The sequence below is a fragment of the Shewanella sp. SM101 genome (genome assembly GCF_025654465.1).
In the GTDB taxonomy this organism is placed as follows: Bacteria; Pseudomonadota; Gammaproteobacteria; order Enterobacterales; family Shewanellaceae; genus Shewanella; species Shewanella oncorhynchi.
The window spans coordinates 86,011-107,535 of sequence record NZ_JAKKRH010000017.1 but is presented as its reverse complement, the minus strand read 5'-3'; the positions used below and the strand labels follow the sequence as shown (position 1 = coordinate 107,535).

The 21,525-nt window shown below is 44.4% G+C and carries 22 protein-coding genes; 8 read left to right on the top strand and 14 right to left on the bottom strand.

The window, feature by feature from the left end:
- On the bottom strand, positions 1-187 hold a 187-nt coding region (locus tag L5M38_RS11455; protein ID WP_263177942.1), incomplete at its 3' end, for a helix-turn-helix domain-containing protein.
- A gap of 129 nt (positions 188-316) precedes the next feature.
- Here L5M38_RS11455 and L5M38_RS11450 point away from each other — a divergent pair.
- Positions 317-460 carry a hypothetical protein gene (locus tag L5M38_RS11450; protein WP_217363206.1) on the top strand — a complete coding sequence of 48 codons (144 nt, stop codon included), beginning with the start codon at positions 317-319 and terminating at the stop codon, positions 458-460.
- A gap of 196 nt (positions 461-656) precedes the next feature.
- Here the strand turns inward: L5M38_RS11450 and L5M38_RS11445 are convergent, their stop codons facing one another.
- Together L5M38_RS11445 and L5M38_RS11440 are read right to left on the bottom strand one after the other, a co-directional pair.
- Entirely contained in the window at positions 657-1,319 is a 663-nt protein-coding gene (locus L5M38_RS11445; protein WP_263168519.1) for a class I SAM-dependent methyltransferase, read from the bottom strand.
- A gap of 105 nt (positions 1,320-1,424) precedes the next feature.
- On the bottom strand, positions 1,425-1,796 hold the full coding sequence (locus L5M38_RS11440; protein WP_263168522.1) for a hypothetical protein: 372 nt from the start codon (positions 1,794-1,796) through the stop codon (positions 1,425-1,427).
- 293 nt (positions 1,797-2,089) lie between these two features.
- Between L5M38_RS11440 and L5M38_RS11435 the strand changes: the two genes are divergently transcribed.
- Positions 2,090-4,210 (top strand): putative bifunctional diguanylate cyclase/phosphodiesterase, encoded by a 2,121-nt coding sequence (locus L5M38_RS11435; RefSeq protein WP_263179144.1) that lies wholly within the window; start codon positions 2,090-2,092, stop codon positions 4,208-4,210.
- A gap of 435 nt (positions 4,211-4,645) precedes the next feature.
- On the opposite strand, the gene L5M38_RS11430 is transcribed toward L5M38_RS11435, so the two are convergent.
- Together L5M38_RS11430 and L5M38_RS11425 are read right to left on the bottom strand one after the other, a co-directional pair.
- Complete coding sequence (locus L5M38_RS11430) at positions 4,646-5,266, bottom strand: tRNA-uridine aminocarboxypropyltransferase (RefSeq protein ID WP_263179143.1); 621 nt, start codon at positions 5,264-5,266, stop codon at positions 4,646-4,648.
- Between the two features lie 141 nt (positions 5,267-5,407).
- A complete protein-coding gene (locus tag L5M38_RS11425) occupies positions 5,408-6,616 on the bottom strand; it encodes a multidrug effflux MFS transporter (protein ID WP_113940291.1) in 1,209 nt (402 codons plus the stop codon).
- A gap of 113 nt (positions 6,617-6,729) precedes the next feature.
- On the opposite strand from L5M38_RS11425, the gene L5M38_RS11420 reads away from it, so the two are divergent.
- Positions 6,730-7,701: a LysR family transcriptional regulator gene (locus L5M38_RS11420; RefSeq protein WP_113940290.1), complete on the top strand. Its 972-nt coding sequence runs from the start codon at positions 6,730-6,732 to the stop codon at positions 7,699-7,701.
- A gap of 82 nt (positions 7,702-7,783) precedes the next feature.
- Here the strand turns inward: L5M38_RS11420 and L5M38_RS11415 are convergent, their stop codons facing one another.
- On the bottom strand, positions 7,784-9,655 hold the full coding sequence (locus tag L5M38_RS11415) for a methyl-accepting chemotaxis protein (protein WP_263179142.1): 1,872 nt from the start codon (positions 9,653-9,655) through the stop codon (positions 7,784-7,786).
- Between the two features lie 376 nt (positions 9,656-10,031).
- On the opposite strand from L5M38_RS11415, the gene L5M38_RS11410 reads away from it, so the two are divergent.
- Positions 10,032-10,379 (top strand): hypothetical protein, encoded by a 348-nt coding sequence (locus tag L5M38_RS11410; RefSeq protein ID WP_173497987.1) that lies wholly within the window; start codon positions 10,032-10,034, stop codon positions 10,377-10,379.
- Between the two features lie 22 nt (positions 10,380-10,401).
- Here L5M38_RS11410 and L5M38_RS11405 read toward each other — a convergent pair whose 3' ends face one another.
- Together L5M38_RS11405 and L5M38_RS11400 are read right to left on the bottom strand one after the other, a co-directional pair.
- Complete coding sequence (locus L5M38_RS11405) at positions 10,402-11,880, bottom strand: DUF4145 domain-containing protein (RefSeq protein WP_263179141.1); 1,479 nt, start codon at positions 11,878-11,880, stop codon at positions 10,402-10,404.
- 33 nt (positions 11,881-11,913) lie between these two features.
- Positions 11,914-12,621, bottom strand: a complete 708-nt coding sequence (locus tag L5M38_RS11400) for a hypothetical protein (protein ID WP_105250588.1) — start codon at positions 12,619-12,621, stop codon at positions 11,914-11,916.
- A 190-nt stretch (positions 12,622-12,811) separates the two neighbouring features.
- Between L5M38_RS11400 and L5M38_RS11395 the strand changes: the two genes are divergently transcribed.
- Together L5M38_RS11395 and L5M38_RS11390 are read left to right on the top strand one after the other, a co-directional pair.
- A complete protein-coding gene (locus L5M38_RS11395; RefSeq protein ID WP_168827259.1) occupies positions 12,812-13,342 on the top strand; it encodes a DUF2780 domain-containing protein in 531 nt (176 codons plus the stop codon).
- A 100-nt stretch (positions 13,343-13,442) separates the two neighbouring features.
- Positions 13,443-13,904 (top strand): TerB family tellurite resistance protein, encoded by a 462-nt coding sequence (locus L5M38_RS11390; RefSeq protein WP_105250590.1) that lies wholly within the window; start codon positions 13,443-13,445, stop codon positions 13,902-13,904.
- Between the two features lie 178 nt (positions 13,905-14,082).
- Here the strand turns inward: L5M38_RS11390 and L5M38_RS11385 are convergent, their stop codons facing one another.
- Positions 14,083-14,907: an HDOD domain-containing protein gene (locus L5M38_RS11385; RefSeq protein WP_131525752.1), complete on the bottom strand. Its 825-nt coding sequence runs from the start codon at positions 14,905-14,907 to the stop codon at positions 14,083-14,085.
- 288 nt (positions 14,908-15,195) lie between these two features.
- Positions 15,196-16,458, bottom strand: a complete 1,263-nt coding sequence (gene yjeH / locus L5M38_RS11380; RefSeq protein ID WP_113940284.1) for an L-methionine/branched-chain amino acid transporter — start codon at positions 16,456-16,458, stop codon at positions 15,196-15,198.
- A 251-nt stretch (positions 16,459-16,709) separates the two neighbouring features.
- On the opposite strand from yjeH, the gene L5M38_RS11375 reads away from it, so the two are divergent.
- Positions 16,710-17,141 (top strand): Lrp/AsnC family transcriptional regulator, encoded by a 432-nt coding sequence (locus L5M38_RS11375; RefSeq protein ID WP_006079646.1) that lies wholly within the window; start codon positions 16,710-16,712, stop codon positions 17,139-17,141.
- A gap of 269 nt (positions 17,142-17,410) precedes the next feature.
- On the opposite strand, the gene nrfD is transcribed toward L5M38_RS11375, so the two are convergent.
- From nrfD to L5M38_RS11355, 4 genes are all read right to left on the bottom strand, one after another.
- The gene (nrfD, locus tag L5M38_RS11370) at positions 17,411-18,352 is read right to left on the bottom strand and encodes a cytochrome c nitrite reductase subunit NrfD (protein WP_105250593.1); all 942 of its coding nucleotides are present in this window, start codon (positions 18,350-18,352) and stop codon (positions 17,411-17,413) included.
- Positions 18,349-19,035, bottom strand: a complete 687-nt coding sequence (locus L5M38_RS11365; RefSeq protein WP_105250594.1) for a 4Fe-4S dicluster domain-containing protein — start codon at positions 19,033-19,035, stop codon at positions 18,349-18,351. The genes nrfD and L5M38_RS11365 overlap by 4 nt, the downstream gene beginning before the upstream one ends.
- Before the next feature lie 4 nt (positions 19,036-19,039).
- Positions 19,040-19,504, bottom strand: coding sequence for a cytochrome c3 family protein (locus L5M38_RS11360; protein WP_105250595.1), 465 nt, complete (start codon positions 19,502-19,504; stop codon positions 19,040-19,042).
- Between the two features lie 76 nt (positions 19,505-19,580).
- A complete protein-coding gene (locus tag L5M38_RS11355; RefSeq protein ID WP_113940283.1) occupies positions 19,581-20,057 on the bottom strand; it encodes a DUF2726 domain-containing protein in 477 nt (158 codons plus the stop codon).
- 409 nt (positions 20,058-20,466) lie between these two features.
- Here L5M38_RS11355 and L5M38_RS11350 point away from each other — a divergent pair, with 409 nt between their 5' ends.
- Entirely contained in the window at positions 20,467-21,435 is a 969-nt protein-coding gene (locus L5M38_RS11350; RefSeq protein ID WP_263147469.1) for a LysR family transcriptional regulator, read from the top strand.
- The last annotated feature ends 90 nt before the right edge of the window (positions 21,436-21,525 follow it).

The following is a 21,525-nucleotide window of genomic DNA, read 5'->3' as shown; positions in this document are numbered from 1 at the left end:
TGTAATCGGCAAGGTGATTACGTACAGTGCTTTCATGAATGCGTAATGCTTGAGAAATCATTGCCGGGGTCCAGCCTTCGGATGCAAGCAGTACTGCTTTGATGCGGTCACGAATACGCCCGTCACGCGTTTGAGCATGCTGGGTCTCTAGGACTTGTTTTTGTTCAGGAGTAAGGAGTAGTTTCATAATCGTTAGCTTGATCCTCATTTCACTGAAAATCAAGCATCTTCATTGATCACGGGTATATACAGCCTAATTTTCAGCGTCAAGTGACCCTTACTCAGTTTGAACCCTCGCTCGCCCCGCAAAATATCGGTGAACGAATTAGTCGAGCGTCTTGCAAACCACACGCAGAATACGAGTAAACGTTTGGTGCAACATCCACTACTCGATGATATAGACCAAGCACTAGCGGCAATTGTGCGTGTAGTCGCGAGGAACACCATAGAACTCAGTTAATACAATCAGATAGGCGTGCTAAACAAACAACGCCCCCCACGATGCCCTAGTGATTATCGGGCTAACGGCTAACCCTAATCTTGAGTCAGAGCTTGAGGTATTAGTAATAGCCACTGGCATTACAACAAAACCCATAGAAAATCAGGCATCTATAGCGTCACAAATTGATGATAAGTACATTTAAGCGACAACAGCATTAACTCGACTGATGAATTCCTTTATGCATCTCTTTATGCAAGAAGACTACGTCCTTATCGATAATTTCTAATCGCCAGCCATAGTGCTGGGCGAGCCATTCAAAGGTCGCTTCGGCGTAAAAATTGATATGGGTAGGGTCATTTTTATAGTGCCAACTGGCAAATGCGGTTTGATTTTGTACCCGCTTGGTCATCACAGCCAAAATGCCGTTAGGTTTTAATAGCTTATTTAGCTGCTCAAGCAGAGCGTTAGCATCACTCACATGCTCTATGACTTCGGTTAAGGTAATAAAGTCGTATTGGCGGACTAAGGTTTCTGGGTTATTGGCGTAATAAAGGTCGTAATTATCTATCTGATAACCGCGCGCCTTTGCCATTAGACTCAATGCCTTACCTTCTCCGCAGCCAAAATCGAGCCCTTGGGCCGAAGTGCTAACACGGCTAAGTAGTGGCTCAAGTGTGCGATTTAAAAATGTTTGATAGCCGAGATCATCGGCATGGTTCTCGTGCTTATCGTACTCGGCTTTTTCTGCCTCGGCCGAAAGATAAAACTCAGAAGGCACGCTCACCAGTTGGCAGGTTTGGCATTGCTGGTAGCTACGCTTCCTATCTTGATGATAAGCGAGTAATTCAACGCCATGACATAAGGGGCAGATATTCAACAACAATTCCTAGGGATAGTAAGGTGCATAGTAATGAGAATAGTCGTAATGCCCACAAATAATGCTAGCACTGACTAGCTGAAATCGACTGTGTCGATGGCCTGATTAAGGTTTAGGGATTTTACGCTCTTTTGCGGCGGCTTCTTTTGCTTCCCGTAAATATTTTTGCTCGCGACTTTCTCTTTCGTCGAACTGTTTTTGTGCCTTAAGTTTTTGCTGCGCTTCCCAATCGTTGGTTTGAGATTGTTGCTTAATTTTATCTTCCCGCTCTGCCGTCTCTTTAGTGGCTTGACGGGCCTTTTCTAATTGAGCCTGTTCTAATCGCTGTGAGTCGATGCGAGCCTTATCGGCTTTTTGCTCTAGGGTCAATCTAGGCTTTGGCGCCTCGGCGGCATTCGCTAACGCGAGATGAAAACTAAAGATGAGGACTAGCGATATTAATATTTTAGAGATTAACACTTTAAATAAATACGCCATTCCATGTCTCCTTGTATTCGATAATTGAATGAATCAATGATAAAAGCCAATTCACGCAAGATGTGCAAAACATAGCATAAAATCTGCCTAAGCTTGAAATATGCAGCAGGTGTTCTTAAAAAATATGCTTGAATACAAGTCTTAAACTACACTTTTTAAATTTCTATTTGAGTGAAACAACAATTAGGTTTATTTTTAACCCCATTGGAATGATGTACTATTGGGCAACTTCGTGTTCAACGAAGACCTAAAAATGGGATGTGACTATTTTGCGTCACAAGGGAGTATCCTGAATGATCAGATGGCAACACTTACTTAAGAAACTCAGTACAGATGATCCTGTACTGCAAGAAAAGCTGTCTCTCTGGCAAGCACATCCCCATAAAACCCCCTTAGCCTTAATTCAAGGCTTTAGCTTTATTAGTGCCAACCAAGCCACCCTCAGTTATTTTGAGACTGAATACGATGCTTTTGTGAATGCGACTCCCTATGATTTTTCTCCGAGGATCCAATCTTCAGGCCGCAATAGTGTTGAATTTGCACGGGAAATGATCCTCGAAGCCATTGCAGGCAATAATGTTGAATTCAACTGGCTGCACATGAGCCAACAAGGCAATGAACTGCCGACTCGAATTAATCTCTATCGCTGTTATCTGCAACAACAGCCCGTGGTACTCGTTGAATTACAAGCTCTTAATCGCCGCAATCAAATGCGCGAAACGATTTCTGATGGTTTTGCTCATATTCCCAAAGAAATTTTGTCGACCACGCTCGAAGAAAGTGCCGAAGCTGTGTATATCACTGACACTGATAATCAAATTTTGGCTGTCAATAAAGCCATGTGTCGTATTTGCGGCTATAGCGCTGAGCAGCTCATCAGTAAAACCCCTGAATTTTTAGAAGTAAGAACCCATAATATGGGGGAAGAAACCGAATGCCAAATCGCCTTGAAACAAAGGGGATTTTGGCAGGGCGAAACATGGAAAAGACGTTCAGATGGCAGTAACTTTCCTGCTTGGCAGAGCAGTCGTAAAATCGTCACTGAAGATAATGCTCATTATAATGTGAATATTTTCAGTGATATTAGTACTAAAAAACTATTAGAAACCCAGCTAACAACTCGGGCTATGTACGATACCTTGACTGGATTACCTAATCGGTTCCATCTCAAACAGATCCTCAATAGTGCCCTCGAAAAACTTAAAACTGATCCCCTCGCACTGGGGGCGTTGATGTTTTTAGATCTCAATGGTTTCAAGAATATCAACGACAGCTTCGGTCACTCCATGGGCGATAGAGTATTACAACTCGTCGCCGCCAGACTCGAAGCAGGTTGTATCGAAAAGGCCGACATAGCCCGTATGGGCGGAGATGAGTTTACCTTAGTGCTGCAAGACTGTAGCTGCAAAGATGAAATCCAACTGTTTGCAGAACAGATTCTCAGCTTATTTGAGAGCCCCTTTGAAATTGAAGGCCAAAAGTTCTTCCTCGGCACCAGCATAGGCATCGCGCTATTTCCTACCCACAGTAACCAAGCGGGACAGCTGATTAGTCTTGCCGATACTGCCATGTATTGCGCTAAAAAGAGCTTACCGCATCTCGTGTTTTACGATAAGGAGATGAGCCTAGCAGCCGAGTTAAAATTACAGTTAATCAATAACCTAAGACATGCGCATAGCCTAAAACAATTCACTCTCGCTTATCAAACCATAGTCGATTTACACACAAATCAAACTATTGCTGCCGAAGCCCTGCTCCGCTGGCAGAAGTCACCGACAGAATATTATGAAGCTGCCGACTTTGTGCCATTGCTTGAGGAAACAGGATTAATTGTCAGCATTGGCCAATGGGTATTAGAACAGGCCTGTGTACAAGCGGCCCTCTGGCGAGCACATTATCAACCCGACTTTAGAATTTCAGTCAATGTGTCACCACTGCAATTAGAACACTTAGATTTTATCGACCAAGTGATAAATGCCTTAGAAATTGCGAAGTTACCTGCTGAAGCACTGATTTTAGAAATTACCGAATCGGCATTGTTACGACAACCGGAGCAAGCACGACTCACACTCAATCGTATCAAAGCGTTAGGTGTCAGTATTGCCATCGATGATTTTGGGACTGGGTTATCGTCACTCAGTCGCTTAGGGACTTTGCCAATAGACAGCGTCAAAATTGATGCCGAGTTTGCCTTGCGCTTAAACGAAGTCTCAGGACAAAAGCTCTGCAATGCTATAGTGCAACTCGCACAAGCACTCGACATTCACTTCGTCGCAGAAGGTATTGAAACTCAACAACAAAAAGACATAATGACAGATATGGGCCAAGGTTTCGCCCAAGGATTTCTATTTGGCTACCCGAGTTCAGTTGAAAACTTCACCCAAGCCTTTCTTGCTGAAAAACGCTTAGCCTAGAACAGATTTAGGACTGCCGATGTTCGCATCGGCTCGATAATCCGACTTGCGTACCAAATTATCGCTCTCAACGTTTACAACGGAAAACGAAAGATTTCGCTAAGGTTTTATCGAAATATTTTGATGGGGCGCGAACTAAGGGGAAAGATTTTCTTGCAGAAAACATACGATTTAAGCTCGATAGCCCTGCCAGCACGCCATTTACTAATAGTAATGAATGGAATCACTCCCCTGCAAAGCAATTGGCTGGCAAAGCTATCTCATCATTTGCTGCGCAAATGAATCCTAGTTATTAAACCGTATTTCACATTACGTTAGCGTGATCTGAATAAGATTTTGACTATTTTAATTCGTACGGAGTCTCAAAACTCAATAACTTAAAAGCACTAATTCATACTTAAAAAATCTAAGACTCAATAGCCTTAACCTCATCAACTATACCTTACCACTGGATTCATTTGAGTTCTGATAACGAACCTGCACTGTACTCGGCATCGCCTTAATCCGCAATTCCACCATAGCATCAAATGCCATCATTAACGGCTGAACATCAAGGGTAGGATCGAGGGCGCTTAACATATAAGCGCAAGCTTCTAAGGTCGATAAACTATCGCTACGACTCGATTTACGGATCCGATAGCGCGATTCATAACCTTCAGCCAAATGCACCGCAGGATACTGGGTTAACCAAGGATTCAGTTGCAGCATTTTGAATGCCTTACGCCAAGTGCCATCGAGCAACAGCAATATACAATCAGGATTAATACGTTGCTGTTCAACACTTACACTTAACGCAGAGGGGTAGACGAGATAAATAGGCTTATTACACGCCGCTAAATATTCCCGTAAACCGTTGAAATCAGACTCGCTTTCACCCACATAAACTTGCGTTTTAGGTACAGCAAGACTCAATACCCGCACACTATTCTTTTTATGTTCGACTTCACTCGGGTGCTGTAAAACCACCAACTGAGTCATTGGAGAGATAGGCTGAACGCTCGCACATAAGCAAGCATTTTGCGGATAACGACAGATAGCACAATAGTGACGGGACAAGCTTTACCCTCGATTTAGTGAGTTATTTTACGAGTATACCAAAGGATAAAAGGGTATTAGACACAATAAAAAATACCCACAGTTCGCGGTCAAACAAACTGTGGGTAAAGGGTGTACTCTGTAATTAATCAGTGCCGCGAACTAATGCTCGCCAACTAACTGCTCTTGGTGCCAGTGGTCGAATCGACTCAGCGCCATCATCAACAATAAACCGATAGAAAACACACCCATGACGAGTGCCACTGCGTAAGGTGCAGTTAAATTCGTTTGCTGTATAAGTCCAGCTAAAACGGATGCACCACTCATCTGAATAAAACCTAGCATAGCCGCGGCAGTCCCCGCTCGCTCACCGAAAGCTGACAGCGCCATACTCGTCGCGGGGCCGAGTAAGAAGGCAAATCCCACACATAACAACATCATAGGTAACATAAAGTTAAAAGCTGCTGCCATCCCTGTATTTGGACCAAACTGTTGCCCCGCCACTGTCGCCACTGAAGACAAAACGAGTAAGGACAGAGCCAAAATAACCGTTGGACGATTACCCAGTTTGCGAATGACGATCGGTGCCGCAAAACAGGCCACGATATTAAACACAGCATTGAGCCCGAATAAGCCACTAAACGCTAGCTCAGAAACCCCTAAATGCCCAATCAACCACACAGGCGCATAAGACACATAACTCAAAATAGCCGCCATAGCCGACATACAAGCAAAGGCATAAAACAAAAAGTGGGTGTTACCGAGTACAGGTTTGAATCTGCCCCAACGGTAAAGTGGGCCAGTAGTAACAGTGTTGGCTGGACGAGTCTCAGGTAAGCGATAACCAACAACGAGCATCATCAACATGGCATATAACGTCATGAAAACGAAGGTTGAACGCCAGCCGAATTGCATCGCTAACAAGCCACCTAAGGTTGGTGCTAAAGCTGGGATCACGCAAATCGCGCCATTTAAGTAACTGTAAATTTTAGCGCCTTCTTTTTGTGAGTAGCAGTCGCGCACTGCACTAAACACCACAATAGAAGTTGAACAGGCGGCTAAACCTTGCAGCACACGAGCAATCTGTAACCAATGAAACTCGATGGCCGCGGCAGCGAGAAGACTACTTGCGCCGTAGAGTAAGACCCCGAAAATGGCCACAGGACGGCGGCCATAACGGTCGGCTAATGGCCCAATCAACACTTGGCCTAAGCCCATGGCGAATAAAAACAATACGAGCGTGGATTGCACATCACTGGCAGATACGGCGAATTCTGTCGCCATAGTTGGCATTGAAGGTAAATAAATATCGATGGCTAATGGGCTGAGCAGCACCATAGACATCAGGATAGGTAACAGATTGCGCCGCATAAATAATCTCAGTTGATCAGGGAAAGGTATTTCAGTGGGCGCTATTTTAATTAACTCAAGGTATGAACAGAAATGGTATAATTTCCAAAGTAAATTTCCTCTGAGGAATATCTGTGAATATCGACAACTTAGCCAGAATCGATTTGAACTTGCTGGTCATACTCAAAGTGCTGCTAGAGGAACAGAGTGTCACTCGCGCCGCCAGCCGATTACATATAAGTCAGTCAGCCCTCAGTAAGAGCTTAAATCGACTCAGAGAAACCTTAGATGATCCCCTATTTCAGCGCACGGCGCATGGCTTAAAACCCACAGCGCACGCCCTCATTCTTGGGCAAAAACTACCGAATATATTGCAAGACTTGTATCAACTCACTCAGCCTCCGACCTTTAATCCTGCCAGTAGCAATCGACAATTTTCTTTTGCCATGGTGGAAAGCGCCTATGAAACCTTAATCCCATATTTTATCGGCCCTATGCTGACCACGGCACCCAACGTCAAACTCGACTCCTATGTCTGGACCGAAAAATCGATGCAGGATTTGCAGCAAGGGCAAATCGACTTTGGCATTTCAGGGCGAGATTTGCATCCACTGTCGGATTTTCAAGTGGATCGCCTGCCCGAAGGGATTGCCTATCAAACATTATTTACCGATCAACAAGTCTGCTTAGTGCGAGAGGATCACCCGCTGATGGCGGCGCTCACCTCAGAACAATGGAATTTACCCCTTTACCTCGATATGGCCCATGTGCAGGTTCGTTGTGAAGGTAGTGATTGGTGGGCACTGGATTACTTTCTTGCCGATCTTGGGCATAGACGCCGGATCAGCACGACTGTACCCGACTTTTATGGTGCCGCCAGCGTTTGTGCCCATAGCAATTTAATCTTCACTCTGCCGTCGAGCTTTGCCCGTCACGCCTGCCAACTTTATCCGCTCAAACAACTGCCACTGCCTTTCGAATTTATGCCAATGGCCTATGTGCTGTTATGGCATCAAAGAAATGATGAAGATCAAGGGCATAAATGGATTAGAGAAACCATTTGTCAAAGTGTGGCTAAGTTATTCAATCCCACAGAAATGCTTTAACACGACAAAACGGCCAGTAAAAAGCCCGACAAAGCGAAGGCTTTATCGGGCTAATATCGAGGCACGCTATTAAGAATAGCGATTACAGAATAAATGTCGCGACTTGCGCATTCAGATCATTAGCGCGAGCTTTTAAGCCCCTCGCCTGTGCCAAATCTGCCATGGCCGATGCGGTAATCTCATCGGTCACATCTTTAATCGCAACCGTATTCTGGGTTATTTCACCCGTCACTTGAGTCTGTTCTTCCGCTGCGGTAGCAATTTGGCCTGCCATATCTGAAATCACATTGACCGCTTGCGTAATCTCTTCAAGGGCTTTCGCCGCCGCATTGGCATCCTCTACGCTATGACCCGCTAATGCTTGGCTGCTTTCCATCAAGCTGACTGCTCTGGCAGTAGTCCGTTGTAGCGTTTCAATCGTGGTATGTACTTCCTGAGTCGAATCCTGTGTACGACGTGACAGTACTCGAACTTCATCGGCAACGACCGCAAAGCCACGACCCTGCTCACCGGCACGCGCCGCTTCAATGGCTGCGTTAAGCGCCAACAGGTTAGTTTGCTCTGCAATCCCTTGAATTGTCGCCAGAATACTCGAGATAGACTTAGCGTGACGACTTAAATCGCCAATAACATCCGTTGCTTGAGTCACTTCATCTGCGAGTGAATTAATCGAGTTACGAGTTTTATTCACTAACTCTTTACCCTGTAAACTGCTCGCTGCAGACTGTTGAGCCGCTGTTGCCGTGTTCTCAGCATTGGCTGCAATCTCATTAGTCGCACTCGCCATTTCAGTTACCGCAGTCGCGACCATAGCGACTTCTTGCTGTTGACGTTGTAACTCCGCAACTGAAGTTTGCGTGGTGGTAAGACTACGTTCAGCATCGGCATCTAACTCATTCGCTAATTGGCGAATATGGCTGATCAGCTGATGTTGACTGCCCACAAAGCGGTTAAAACTGTCGGCAAGCACGCCCACTTCATCTTGAGTGTCGACAGAAATACGTTGAGTTAAATCACCATTACCATCGGCAATACGCGCAAGAGCTTGCGATACTCGACTCAGAGGACCCAGTAACATGCCAACTAACCAAGAAATGGCTAACACACTCAGCAACAGTACGAGTGCAGAGAGACCCAATTGAGTGAGTAATAGGTTAGACAATGGCGCTTCTAGCGTTTCCTTATCAAGCACTAACACTAATTCCCAATCTGTATTAGGGATATCAACGCTCCAGACTAATTTGTCACGTCCTTCATTTTCAAAATACATAGGCAACAGAGTGCCCGCTGCACGGCTCTGTTCTGGTAAGTTGCGATTAAGCTCGTTGTCGATTTCACCTATAGGTTTCATCGTCTTAGCTTGATCTTTATAAGCGATCACTGTGCCATCTTTGTGCATCATGATGGCATAACCGTTTGCCGGTAACTTCATCCGATTAACACCGTCAACTAGGCTTGCGATAGATAAGTCACCACCCACAACACCTTGTGCGGTAGGCTGTGCCATAGTCACAACCAGAATGTTATAGGCAACATCCACGTAAGGTTTTGTCAAAATAAGACCGCGCTCACTGATGGCTTGTTGATACCAAGGGCGGCTGCGAGGATCATAGCCCGTACGATCAATACTCGGATCAGAATCCAACATTTGCCCTGCTTGAGAGCCAAAATAGGTCAGCTGAAAACGGCCCGATGCCTGTGCTTGTTGAAGTGTATTGAGGCTGTCACCTTCAACTTTGTTCGCCAGGGCTCCCATAATATCTTGGCGGCCAGCCAACCATTCTTGGATCCGCTCAGCCTGCTGTTCACCTAAGCGCTGCACTTGTTCTAGGCTGTTTTGTAACAGCTGGGATTTTTGGCTGGAATAACTTTGCCATGACAACAAACCAATCACGAGTGAAAGGGCTGCCACGACAGAGAACAGAATTTTTTGCTTGAGCGAATATGAGTTCATGTTGGCGTCTAATTAATTAACAAAGCAGTGAAACAAGAGGGTGTTTGAGCGGGTCGAACGAACATTTACAACCAATATAATAAGGCGGCTAACTGAGTTAAAACTGCAGTTAAATTTGAGCTGAATTTTCTCATATTATGTACAGTTAGCAAAGAAATTGCTCAGATTTACATCAAAAAGATTTTAGCAAACACATATAATTAACTAACCGTTATTCGAGCAACAACATATAGATAGGCATACGATCACATGTCAAAGTAATGCGCAACACCAAAATGGCCTCCGGAGTAAAAGAAAGTAAATTAATCAAGATTAACGTGACCTAGACGCACTCGCTATTGCACACTAAATGTTCACTGCCTATCGAGGAGTTCTTATGATTTTTCAACAGTTCCAACAGAGCCCACTGCAGACCCGAATTTCTGGCCCACGGGCTTGGTTAGCGATGGCAATTAGCATTAGCCTAATTTGTTTATCACTATTTTTATTGCCCTTCGTGCTCTTATTTGGCGCCATTGCGCTCGGTTGTTTAGTCCTATTTAGCCGTTTTTATATGGCACGTCAGTTGGCTAAGTTTAATCAGGCTCAGGCAAACGCAACGCAGCATGCCCACGCGACAGAGGAGCCGCAGAGTCAGGTTTATGGATCTGACACTATTGTTAGGGAATCTAATGCGGCACGCCATCAAGGGCGCACTTTTGAGCATAAAGAGGATGAACACTAGTTCAATCGAAGCAAAACTGCGCTCAAGCGAGTAAGGTCTGCGCGCGTTTAAGGCTATGAATTTCGGCGGGATCTTGGGTTACCTCAAGCACATTTTCAATCTGTAATACCAGTGAACGCCACAGAGGCTCGATAATATCCGCCTCTTTTTTATTGGCATTTTGCCGTGCCAGCTTAAGCAAAGCAGCAGATCCAACGACATCAATTCGTCCTAAGATACCGTCGGCCAGTGCCATACTCAGCTCAATCATCGCAGGCACACTGTGGCTATATTTTATCACTTGGCGCAAATAATCCTCAGCTTGAGTCAAATCACTGCCAAAGGCATTGTCATCATTGAGCATATGTTGCGCCCGCGTGAGCATAGCATCGAGTTGTCCTTGCTCGGCAGCTTCGGCCATCCAATGCTCACTGGCAATCATATCTCGAGTACAACCATCTCCATTGGCAAGCATTAATGCTAAATGATACTGAGCATGGGGATAACCTGCTTGCGCGGCTTTGCTTATAAAATGATAGGCTTGAGTTAAGTTCTTTTGCTGGTAATGCAATACACCTAGATTCGCCATCGCTTCGGTTTGCTCGCCATCTGCCGCACCTTGTAAATATTGCTGTGCTAACTTGCTGTCGGGTTGAAACGACTCACTGCCTACAAGATAAAAATATCCCAATAACGCCATCGCATTGACCACACCTGCTGCTGCTGCAGTGGCAATGATCTGTTCACCTTTAGCCACTTCTGGCGCGCCTTGATAACCGTGGATCAGTGCTACGCCATGCTCATGTAAGGCTTCCATGTGCTTAGGTGCCGCAAGGGAAAACCAATAGGCCGCCCGGGCAAAACTGCCAGCAGCGCTAATGTGAGAAATGACATTTAGAGGTGAAACTGTGGATAAATCTTGGCTTGATATAGCTTCGGCTTCTGCCGCAAGTTCTTGCTCTTTGAGCAGTTCTTGTTCTTTCAGTATCAAAGCCTTGGTCTTAAACGATATCCCCACCAAATACTGCGCTTGCGGGTCATCTTCCATCACCGCGCGGTAACATAAGTCCCTCACAGTCATTGCGTCAGTCGCTTCATAACAGTAGGCAGGGGCAACTCGACCTTTAACCTTAGGATATAAGTGCTCGACTAAAGTCAGGACATCTTTAATGGATTTTTGCGCTAGCGCGAGTAATTGTTCTTGGGTGAGATGGTATTTCTCAGGATGAGCGCCGCGGTTACCGTCGGCACGCAATCGATGCAAGGCACGAGTGGTCTTCACATCAATCACGCGCCGCTGATTTAGCTGTTCGATCCTATCGTATAAATTCGGACTGGAAAACGCGATTTGCTTATCTTGCCCCAGTAACTCTGTAAGTTTATGGGTAAAACTGCGAATGTGTAGCAGCGACTGTGTCGGTACATCCTGCACATAGCTTTTAGCCTTGAGGTAATCATCACTCAAGGAGACCGAAAAATCGTGGATAAACTCACTATCCTTAATGACTGTTTTCGTCCCCATGAGTGATTCCCTGCAGGCTGAATTGATGTTGCACTATTCGACGCTTGGTTTTTTCGACACCATATATAAGCGGAACAAAGCAACGTTAACGAATAATCCAATAAAAGACATAAAAGTATCCGCTAACATTTGCACAGGTAATCCGCCCATGGACGCTAACCCAGAAAGCTGGCTACCTATGACTGAGAGTGGTAAATATAACATCAATAATGCAATGGTTTTTAGTACGATAGGACCACTAAAACTAAAACTACCCTTAATCGCTTCTAGAGGTGTTAAGCGCTCAACCACAACCATAAAGTTAACATAGGCTAAACGCGCAAAGAGATAGAAGCTAATTACCAATCCTACCAGCCACACAGGACCGAAGGCGGCAAACAGCATCACTGGTGCTAAAATCGCTAGACCAGAAAACACCCCAGCCAATAATAATGGTGGAACAAAAGGTAAACTCGCCTTCAACACCACTCCCGCTGAAGGACTATGCCCTTGTGAGCGCAGTTCTAAAAACAGAGTCAAAGCGGCAATTAATACCGAAAAAGTAAGTAGTAACAGCATCATGGCGATCATATGCGGCGCGCCAAACTGTGGGTTTTCTAGATCAACTTTACTCATCTCTATACCAAGCCATAACTGGATCCCCACTTGGATCAAGAGTAATGGGATCGTCAGCATAGCGAGTTGCGCCAGATGATTACGGAAGAAGTTATAGGCTTCTGACAAAATTGCGGATAGTGACATGCGACTTTCCAAATAATTGAAATGAATTAACACTTAGAATTGCCGCTAAGGATACCGAAAATCCCTTGGCAATGCACAGTAGAAATCACCAGTGTGAACCGTAAATCACAGAAAACTACTGCAACAAAAGTGACAAACCCGCTAAACTGTCCAGCGAACTCGTGCGCAAACCATCAAAGGACGCTTCCATATGAAACACACTCTGACCTTCTCTATCCTCCTCAGCACTTGTATTTTAGCGGCGCCCGCCAGTGCAGGCTGGTTAGATAACTTGGCAGGAACTCAAGCCAAAACTGAAAAAGCGACCACTACAGCAGCGGCAACTCAGTCGAATGATTTAGTTGGCAGCGTCATGTCACAATTGGGTTTAAACCAAACTCAAGCCGAAGGTGGCTTAGGCAGTTTATTAGGCTTAGCGCAATCAAGCCTAGGAACAACCGACTACTCAAAACTGGCTGCCAGCATTCCTAATGCCGATAGTTTGCTCGCCGCCGCGCCTAAATTGGACTCAAAATCGGGTGTTTCTGGCTTATTATCCAAAGCGGGTGATTTAGGTTCATCACTGCAAGGCAGTGCTATGGTTTTAGACGCCTTTGAAAAATTGGGCATTTCTAAAGATCTAGCAATGCCAATGATCAACATAGCTAAGTCTTACTTAGATACCAATGGCACTGAAGGCACCTCAGACTTACTGGTGAAAGGTCTGAACTCGCTACTGTAATTCAGTCTTACCTCACCCTAAGCAATACAAGGTTTAGGGTGAACTTTCACTTCCCAATCGACTCTACTTTATATTCCCTCCAGCATGAGAACCGCCAAATATGATTGCGAAATTAAGACGATTTTTTGAAGCTCATACTCAAGCAGTCTCCCCTGAAGACAAGGCACATCAACTTAAACTGGCCGCAGCGAGTATGTTACTTGAAGTCGTATTTGCCGATGAGACCTTAACGGCAGAGGAAGAAGCCTTATTACCTAAGCTGCTAACCGATACCTTATCAATGTCAGAAGTAGACGCTAAGATACTGATTGATGAAGCTAAAAGCGTACAAGGCAGCGCGACCTCACTCTTTGAATTCACCTCAGCCATTAACGCTGAATTTAGCCTAGCGCAAAAGCAGCAATTGCTGCTCGCAATGTGGCAACTGGCCTACGCCGATGGCCAGCTATCCCAATATGAAGACCAGATCATTCGACGCACCGCCGATTTGTTGCACCTCAAACACAGCGAGTTGATCCAAATGCGTAATCTTGCCATAGCTGCAACCCAACAAACTGGCTAGCCACATCCGCTATTCAGTCAAAGTGCAAATCAACAAAAGCCCATAAAAAAAGCGTGAATGCGAAACACCTGTTCCCCATTCACGCGATGGTCTTCTTAAGACTAAATTGATATCGCTCTTTGGCTAAAAATATTTTTACTGCAGCCCTACTCACCAAAACACTAAGCGAAACAAAATTCTAAGCTAACGCTTTACCGATCTCATATCCCGAACCGTGTAATTCAGTCAATTTAGTCCTTAGCCCGCCCATCTCCATCTTCAATCCTTTCTTAGTCGCTAATTGAGATAACCAACTGGTTTTCTCCTCATCCTCAATCGTATCCCACTCATCTAGAACTTTGTAAGATAAGCATAATAACGCAGCAAGTTTTGAAAATGGGTTTGAATCCTTAGGGTGGTCTTGATACAAAATGCCTTGCACTAACGCTGGTGTAAACTTCCAATTCTTCGCTAGCAATGCGCCAATATCCGGGGAATCATATCCGAGTAACTCGCGCTCAAACTGATGCTTATCTTTACCCTGCGCCACAGCTTCGGCAATTTTCGCCGCATCTTCAGGCGATACTGCCGCAATCAATAGATCGCCAATACGATGTAAGATACCGCAAGTAAAAGCCTCTTCTGGGACTGCGCCACAACGCTTTGCCATTTCTTGACTATAAAGCGCAATCTCAAAGGTTTGCCCCCAAAACTGGGCTAAATCTATTCCTTCACACTTAGGGACTGCACCAATCACCGCCGATGCGAGCACTAAGGTTCGTAGGGTTTGCATCCCAAGACGCACAACAGCTTCATCGATAGTGCCAACCTCTCGACTGCGTCCATAGTGGGCACAATTAGCAAGGCGTAACACCCTAGCGCTGATTAAGGGATCGTGTGAAACTTTAGTGGCAATGCTTTTTACTGTCGCATTGTCATCATTGACCGCATCTAACAATTCACTGATCGCCTTAGGTAACCTAGGTAACTCATCGACACGATTGAGCAACGCAGCTGAATCCATATTTATTCTCCTTCCGTATGAATGATCAAAATATAGAACACAAGTTATCGCCTCGCTCACCGAGATACATTAAATATCAGTAATGTGCAGTCCTTCGGCAACAAAGCTTGGCGGCCATCAGACTTAAGGTTTACCTCTGTATTTCATTCAATTTAGTCGCACTCAATCATATCCAGTTTCGAAATCCACTAAGCCACACAAAAAAGCCCCAAACTCTTATGACAATAAAGAGTTCGGGGCTTTCTTAATTAACCCATCATGTTGATTGAGCCCCAGAGGGGTCGAATATTACTCAGGTAACGCCAAACTTTGTTTGCGACTAATATGGGTCTTTTGCCACCACAAAAATGGCGCGACCACTAAGATCAACACAAGCACATAGGACATACTTGCACCTAGGGCAAAACCTAATACTAAGCAAAACGCACAACCCAGCGCCACCAGCGGCCAATTGTGCCGTGGTAATAACTTAGCGGCAGCGAGCATAGCCATCAAATAGATCACCACAAATACGCCGTTGCTCCATGCAATAAGGTGCTCTAACTCTTGCCCGGTAAGGTAAGTCAGTACGATCACGCTTGCCATCACAGATAACAGCGCAGCAAGTGCTCGAATGGGCACTCCGTGGGCATTCTTAACGGCAAAGAAGCGCGGTAAAATGCCTTCACAACTAAAGCTCCACACTAAACGTGCCGCACTGGCCGCATACACGTTAACGGTTGCCAATCCACTTGCAATACCTAACACACCAATCACTTGTGCGCCGTAACCACCGAGCAGTTGGTCAAACACGCCGATCATGGCGACACTTTTATCTGTCGGCACTAATAGCAGTAAAAGTGTACAAGCCACATAAATCACGCCCACCAGCACTGTGCCCATCATCATAGCGGGGATCATATCTTGCTGCGGACGACGAAAATCATCGGCAAGATGGGTCATAGCTTCTATACCCAAGAAACTCCAAAAAGCGATGCCAGCGGCAATCATCACGGTCGGCATTTCAGGCATACCATGGCTAGCAAGTGTCGTGAGATGACCTTGCTGAAAACTACTCGCACCAAACAAGACCACAACAACGGCGACAATGCAAAGTGTCAGGCCAAATTGCAGCTTAGCCGACACTTGGATGCCTCTTAAATTAATCAGAAACAAGCCAAAAATCACGAGTATTTCAACACCAACCTTGGACCAACCCGATATCGGTATTAAGGCATTCACAAACTGGAAGGTCATCAAAATCGCGGCCGGTGCCCCCATGGGCACAACCAGTAAAAAGATCAGTCCAATTGTTCGACCAGCAGTGCGACCAAAGGCTTTTTCGACAAAGTAAGCGGGGCCTGCGGCATGGGGAAATACACTCGCTAAACGACCAAAGACCAGTGCCACTGGAATAATGGCCAAGGTTAACAAGATCCATGCGACTAAGGCGCCAGAATGCGCTTTTTCAATAGTCATCTGAGGCAAAATAAATACCCCTGTACCGAGCAAAGTGGTCGCCATTAAACCCGCACCTTGCCAACGACCTATAGTTCCGCTATTTGAATTCATCTGTTAATATTCTGTGGTTTTTGAGCTGTCAGTATAATGAGATTTCGCCCTACAATCTGCCGTTAATTTCAGTGTTCTCCACGTCCAATACCGGCAAAATCGCGGCAAATAACGTTATTTCCATCAAAATGACGGCCAGCTTAAATTTTGGTAAAATTTTAAGCAAAAATACTCAGCAAATTCTGTGGTTATTCAAACCAATGGCAAAATAACACACAGATTCAATATAGCCATTTTCACTGGAGTCACCCTTGGATAAATTCGATACGGCCATCATTCATAGTTTGCGTCAGGATGCGCGCCAGAGCGTGTCGAATATCGCCGAACAGGTCAATCTATCCCGTAGTGCGGTTGCCGAGCGCATAAAAAAGCTCGAACAAACTGGAGTGATCCGTGGCTATCAAGTGCTCTTGAGTGAGTCGCAAAAAGAAGGAGTATCGGCTTATTTCGAAATCCAGCATCAATGTCCACGTTGCGCCGACGTGGTACACGTATTCCAAGCGATCCCCGAAGTGATTACCTGCCGTGGTATTTCTGGTGATATGGATTTACTCGTGTACGTGCATGCGCCCTCGATGCGCCGCCTGCATGAGATCCGTGAGTATATCGACACTCACACTGACATCATCAAGATCAAAACCCATGTGGTAATGAGTGAATGGATTAATAACCTCGGCGAGTAAATCGTGCCTCCCTAAAACAAGAAACGCCACCCTTAGGAATAAGGTGGCGAGGCCCGTTTGGAGGCAGGGCAAAATATTGAAGTGTAAAATATGGCATCCTTGCCCAGCGACCTCCCTGTTACACAACCAACCGCGGCTAGACTTAACCCTTGAGAGCTCAGCCAGCGCCGCAAGGGCCTCATCTACAATGTTTTCCTTTGACATTGTTTCCGCGATCCGTCGATTCCATTGATTATTATGATTTTTTCGTCATTAATTAACGGTACGCATTAAGCGATCGTCATTTGTCCTGTATAGAGTATGAAGTTACGTAGCAGTAATACCCCGATCAAGCTCAAGCAAGCCGTCCCCGCCACGTAGGCCCATTTCCGTTTAGATGTCGCCGTCATAAACAGATTCATCGCCAATGGTCCAGACAAACCGAGTCCAATAATACCAAGCCAGAAAATCCATCCCCAGAAGCCATACCCTAAGGCATTAAAGGCGGCAATTTTACTCTGTCCACCTGTTAGCACTAAGCCCATAAAGAAGGTAAAAATCAGCACGATTTCGACTAAAATCAGTGGGATTTCAACCTTGTGGATAAAGTGCACCTCTTTGTCATTAGGTTTGCCATTCATCAACACGCCACCGAGTAAAGATGATGCCGCACCGGAAGACAAACCAGATGCCAAAAACAGCAGAGGTAACACAGGGTTTTTAAGCATGGGATAGCCTGGCAAGGCCGAGAGCAGGAAGCCTGTATACGCGCCCAATGCCAAGGATAGAATCACGAGCAATCCTGTAATTGTCGCTTCAAATCGAGCCAATAATGCGGTCAACTTAAGCACAATAGGAAAGCGTGTTTCACACCAAGCATCAACAGGTTTACGGAAGGTTAAACCAATCCACATAAACATGAATACTTGGTAAATCAGCAGAATAAGCACGCCCATCGACATGACAGATTTAGGGTTGTAGAACACCAAAATCTTCCAAAAATCGAGAGGTTTAGTTAAGTCTGCGACCAATATCCCTAACCCGGCCATCACAGCTACAGGCGCGACAATACAAGCGGCTCGCACAAAACCAGACTGATAGGCGTTTTGCTTCAAAACAAAATGTTTCAACAGTACGGCGAAGAACATGGCTCCCGCAGATACACCTGCTAAAAACAGGTAAATTGCAATCGGCCAATGCCACACTAAGGTATCAAAATGTAGGGCACTCATAGTATCACCTCCCCTGATTTTGCAACGATACGGAACAATTTAGGTCTCGTTCCAAGATCAACCTTAGTGCGCTGGGTTGGATTAGACCGCAGAACTTGAACAACCTCAGAAGTCGGATCTTTTAAATTACCGAACACGAGTGCCTTTGTTGGACAAGCAGCAACACAGGCAGGTTGTTTACCTTGAGCTAGGTTAGTTTCTCGGCAGAAATCACACTTATCCGCCGCATGGGTGACAGGATTAATAAAACGGACTTGATAAGGACAAGCTGCAATACAGTATTGGCAACCTACGCATTTCCATGCATCGACAGAAACGATACCCGTTTCTTTATCAATAAATGCAGCTCCAGTTGGACATACATTTACACAGGGCGCGTCTTCACAATGCTGACAAGACTTGCGACTAAAGTGATAAAACTGATTAGGGTATTCGCCAAAGGGACCCGCTTGCTTAATTTGAAGCCTAGACACACCTTCGGGTACATTATTCACTTCACGACAAGCCACCTCACACGCTTGGCAACCTATACACTTAGTTTCATCATGAATAAGTGCATATTTGACATCAGGTTCTGCTTTAACACTATCCGATGCATTCACTGTGGCGAGTAATGATGCACCTGTAGCGCCGGCAAATAAGGCACAGGTGCCTTTTAGAAATCTTCTTTTTGAATTTTCCATAACCTTACTCCTGCTTGCCAGTGTGGCAACTGCTACATAGCTCACTGCGAACCTTCGGCGTCATATCCGCCATTGGATCCGTTGGGCTATGTAATTTATGGCAGGCGGCACAAGGCACTTTTTGAGCATGTACGTTATGCGTCCAATCTGCTCCACTGAGTTTTTTCTTGGTATGACACTTCTGACACACTCTCAGCTGAACCGTCAGATCCGACGATTCTTCCATACCAAAGACCACCATATCATTCGGTTTCTTAGGGTGATCGCCCTTTTCTCCATGACAGGAAGAACAGCTCATTTTCATCGCATCTTGACCATGATGCCCTAACATTTGACCATTACGCTTGTGACACTTCATACAAGCATCACTGTTAATTTGATTGGCTGGCTCAGCACTCATTGCAGAAAAGCTTAAAAGCAACGCAGCAGCACCTAAGCGTAACGACCACAGCCATTGTCTTTTGGACATAGGAAGTCCTCACATTTATCCGTAGGAAGGTAAAGAAGGGGTCGAGTTCGGATAATTCCGAACCCGACGGTCAAGATCACACAGCCAAGGCTTGCTTAAGACTCTGAGTATCCCACTGTTTATGCTGGTTCATTTCAATGAAGCTGATATTGAATTTGCTAAACAGTTTTTTCAGTGGTGAGTTCGTTTCTTTGCCAAAATCACTGATCACCATTTTCACTTCAGATGAATCATGGTCGATCAATACATAATCGAGTCGGCATTCATGATTTAATTCCGTATCATGTTTGTCCATCTCAAATACAGTGTCTAATGGCACGTTACAACAAACATCGTATTTACCTTCAACAACTTTTTTTAATGATTTAAAAAAATTGAAGCTTTGTTTATCAAACAATACTGGTTTAAGTTTCATCTCATGATGTGCGGCTTCATCAGGACCTGCTTTAAAAAACTTAATGCAAGTCATGACAAACATCACAAACACGAATGGTACTGCTACGAATAGTACGAAGTACATAAACGCATAGCTGAGAATGACTGAAGTATTCATACACGCCTCCAAAAACTAATTTATTTTTTGTTATCTCCTTTAAAGCAACTTTAGTATTATTTGAAAACACTTATTTTTTCTTGACACACGTCACACTTGCAAATAACAACTTAAATATAAACAATGATTTACATTGCGCGTCACATTGCAAAATTATGTAAATCTTAAATACAAATATTGATACTTGATAATTCAGTATTTGCATTTTAAATATGTAAATATCAGTTTTTGAAATTTTAAATTTTATGAAAAACCATTTTAAATATTAAAAATAAAACAAAAAAACCTTTGATACACATAGATAAAATCTAGATCCAAAACTTGGGATTAGTTTCACATTAAAATTATTAATTAGCACCATAATTAGGCGTTGATTTAAGTATTTACTCAATATTAAGGAATATAAAAAATGCACATTAGTAACATGGATGGCCTCGATATTCTGAGTTTAAAAATACTTGTTTCATTATATGAGAACAAGTCAGCAACCTATGTATCGAAAGCGCTAGACATTCCAGCTCCTAAAATCAGCCGTAGCCTTAAAAATCTACGGGAAATTTTTGGTGATGAGTTATTTATTCGTCGTAAATATGGCTTATTCCCAAATGAGTTTGCTACTCATTTATATCCAATTGCAAAAGAAGCAATTGAGTGTACTGATAAGTTTCAAAAAGCCAGAATAGCAAACACTCGCCAAGTTAAGACACATGTCGAAATTGCAGCGCCAGGATTAATTGCCTACACCTTTCCTAAAGCCTTGATGCAGGCTATTAAAGAAGAGCAAAAAACCATGCACATTAATATAAACCCTTGGTCTATGCATACGACTCAAGACATTATTAATGGTGATACAACCCTAGGTATTTGTTGCAATAAAAGTGCTGCCGATGTTGCCGCCTTCGGCGATAAACTGCTAACGACTGAATTGCAACGTATGGACAAACTCTACCTGATTGCTAGCAGACATCATCCTATTTTTAAACGGGAAATCACCCTAGAAACGATTGCGGAATACCCCTATGTCAATACGGATCTTGGTAATCCCAGCACCAAATTGAGTCCATACCAAGAGTTTTGCATAACGAATGGCATTAAACTCAATACTGAAATTACCATTACCAGTATTTCAAGTTTGTTTGAATATCTAGGCGAAAGTAATGCAGTCTCCCTATTGCCTTATCGGATAGTTTACGAAATGGTGAGTGATATTCCTGAACTGCATACGTGTCAACTATCGCAGTATGAAGCAGAACGTTTATATGCAGATACAGAAACGCCAACGATTTTCTTAGTGCAAAAAAATCAGCCTAATGCAATCAATGAGGACTTGAAATGGTTAAGCGGAGAGATTAAAAAAATCGTCGATCGTATTATCTAGCCAAGCAATAGCTCAACATATCCAAACAACAAACCACCGATACACGAGGTGATAGGCATCCTCTGCCTTAGCTTAGGCTCCACCTCAGCC

Coding starts and splice junctions, on each gene's coding strand:
- L5M38_RS11440 (WP_263168522.1), bottom strand. CDS start 1,796: ATGGCGTATTTATTTAAAGTGTTAATCTCTAAAATATTAATATCGCTA.
- L5M38_RS11435 (WP_263179144.1), top strand. CDS start 2,090: ATGATCAGATGGCAACACTTACTTAAGAAACTCAGTACAGATGATCCT.
- L5M38_RS11425 (WP_113940291.1), bottom strand. CDS start 6,616: ATGCGGCGCAATCTGTTACCTATCCTGATGTCTATGGTGCTGCTCAGC.
- L5M38_RS11415 (WP_263179142.1), bottom strand. CDS start 9,655: ATGAACTCATATTCGCTCAAGCAAAAAATTCTGTTCTCTGTCGTGGCA.
- L5M38_RS11410 (WP_173497987.1), top strand. CDS start 10,032: ATGATTTTTCAACAGTTCCAACAGAGCCCACTGCAGACCCGAATTTCT.
- L5M38_RS11405 (WP_263179141.1), bottom strand. CDS start 11,880: ATGGGGACGAAAACAGTCATTAAGGATAGTGAGTTTATCCACGATTTT.
- L5M38_RS11400 (WP_105250588.1), bottom strand. CDS start 12,621: ATGTCACTATCCGCAATTTTGTCAGAAGCCTATAACTTCTTCCGTAAT.
- L5M38_RS11395 (WP_168827259.1), top strand. CDS start 12,812: ATGAAACACACTCTGACCTTCTCTATCCTCCTCAGCACTTGTATTTTA.
- L5M38_RS11390 (WP_105250590.1), top strand. CDS start 13,443: ATGATTGCGAAATTAAGACGATTTTTTGAAGCTCATACTCAAGCAGTC.
- L5M38_RS11385 (WP_131525752.1), bottom strand. CDS start 14,907: ATGGATTCAGCTGCGTTGCTCAATCGTGTCGATGAGTTACCTAGGTTA.
- yjeH (WP_113940284.1), bottom strand. CDS start 16,458: ATGAATTCAAATAGCGGAACTATAGGTCGTTGGCAAGGTGCGGGTTTA.
- nrfD (WP_105250593.1), bottom strand. CDS start 18,352: ATGAGTGCCCTACATTTTGATACCTTAGTGTGGCATTGGCCGATTGCA.
- L5M38_RS11365 (WP_105250594.1), bottom strand. CDS start 19,035: ATGGAAAATTCAAAAAGAAGATTTCTAAAAGGCACCTGTGCCTTATTT.
- L5M38_RS11360 (WP_105250595.1), bottom strand. CDS start 19,504: ATGTCCAAAAGACAATGGCTGTGGTCGTTACGCTTAGGTGCTGCTGCG.
- L5M38_RS11355 (WP_113940283.1), bottom strand. CDS start 20,057: ATGAATACTTCAGTCATTCTCAGCTATGCGTTTATGTACTTCGTACTA.
- L5M38_RS11350 (WP_263147469.1), top strand. CDS start 20,467: ATGCACATTAGTAACATGGATGGCCTCGATATTCTGAGTTTAAAAATA.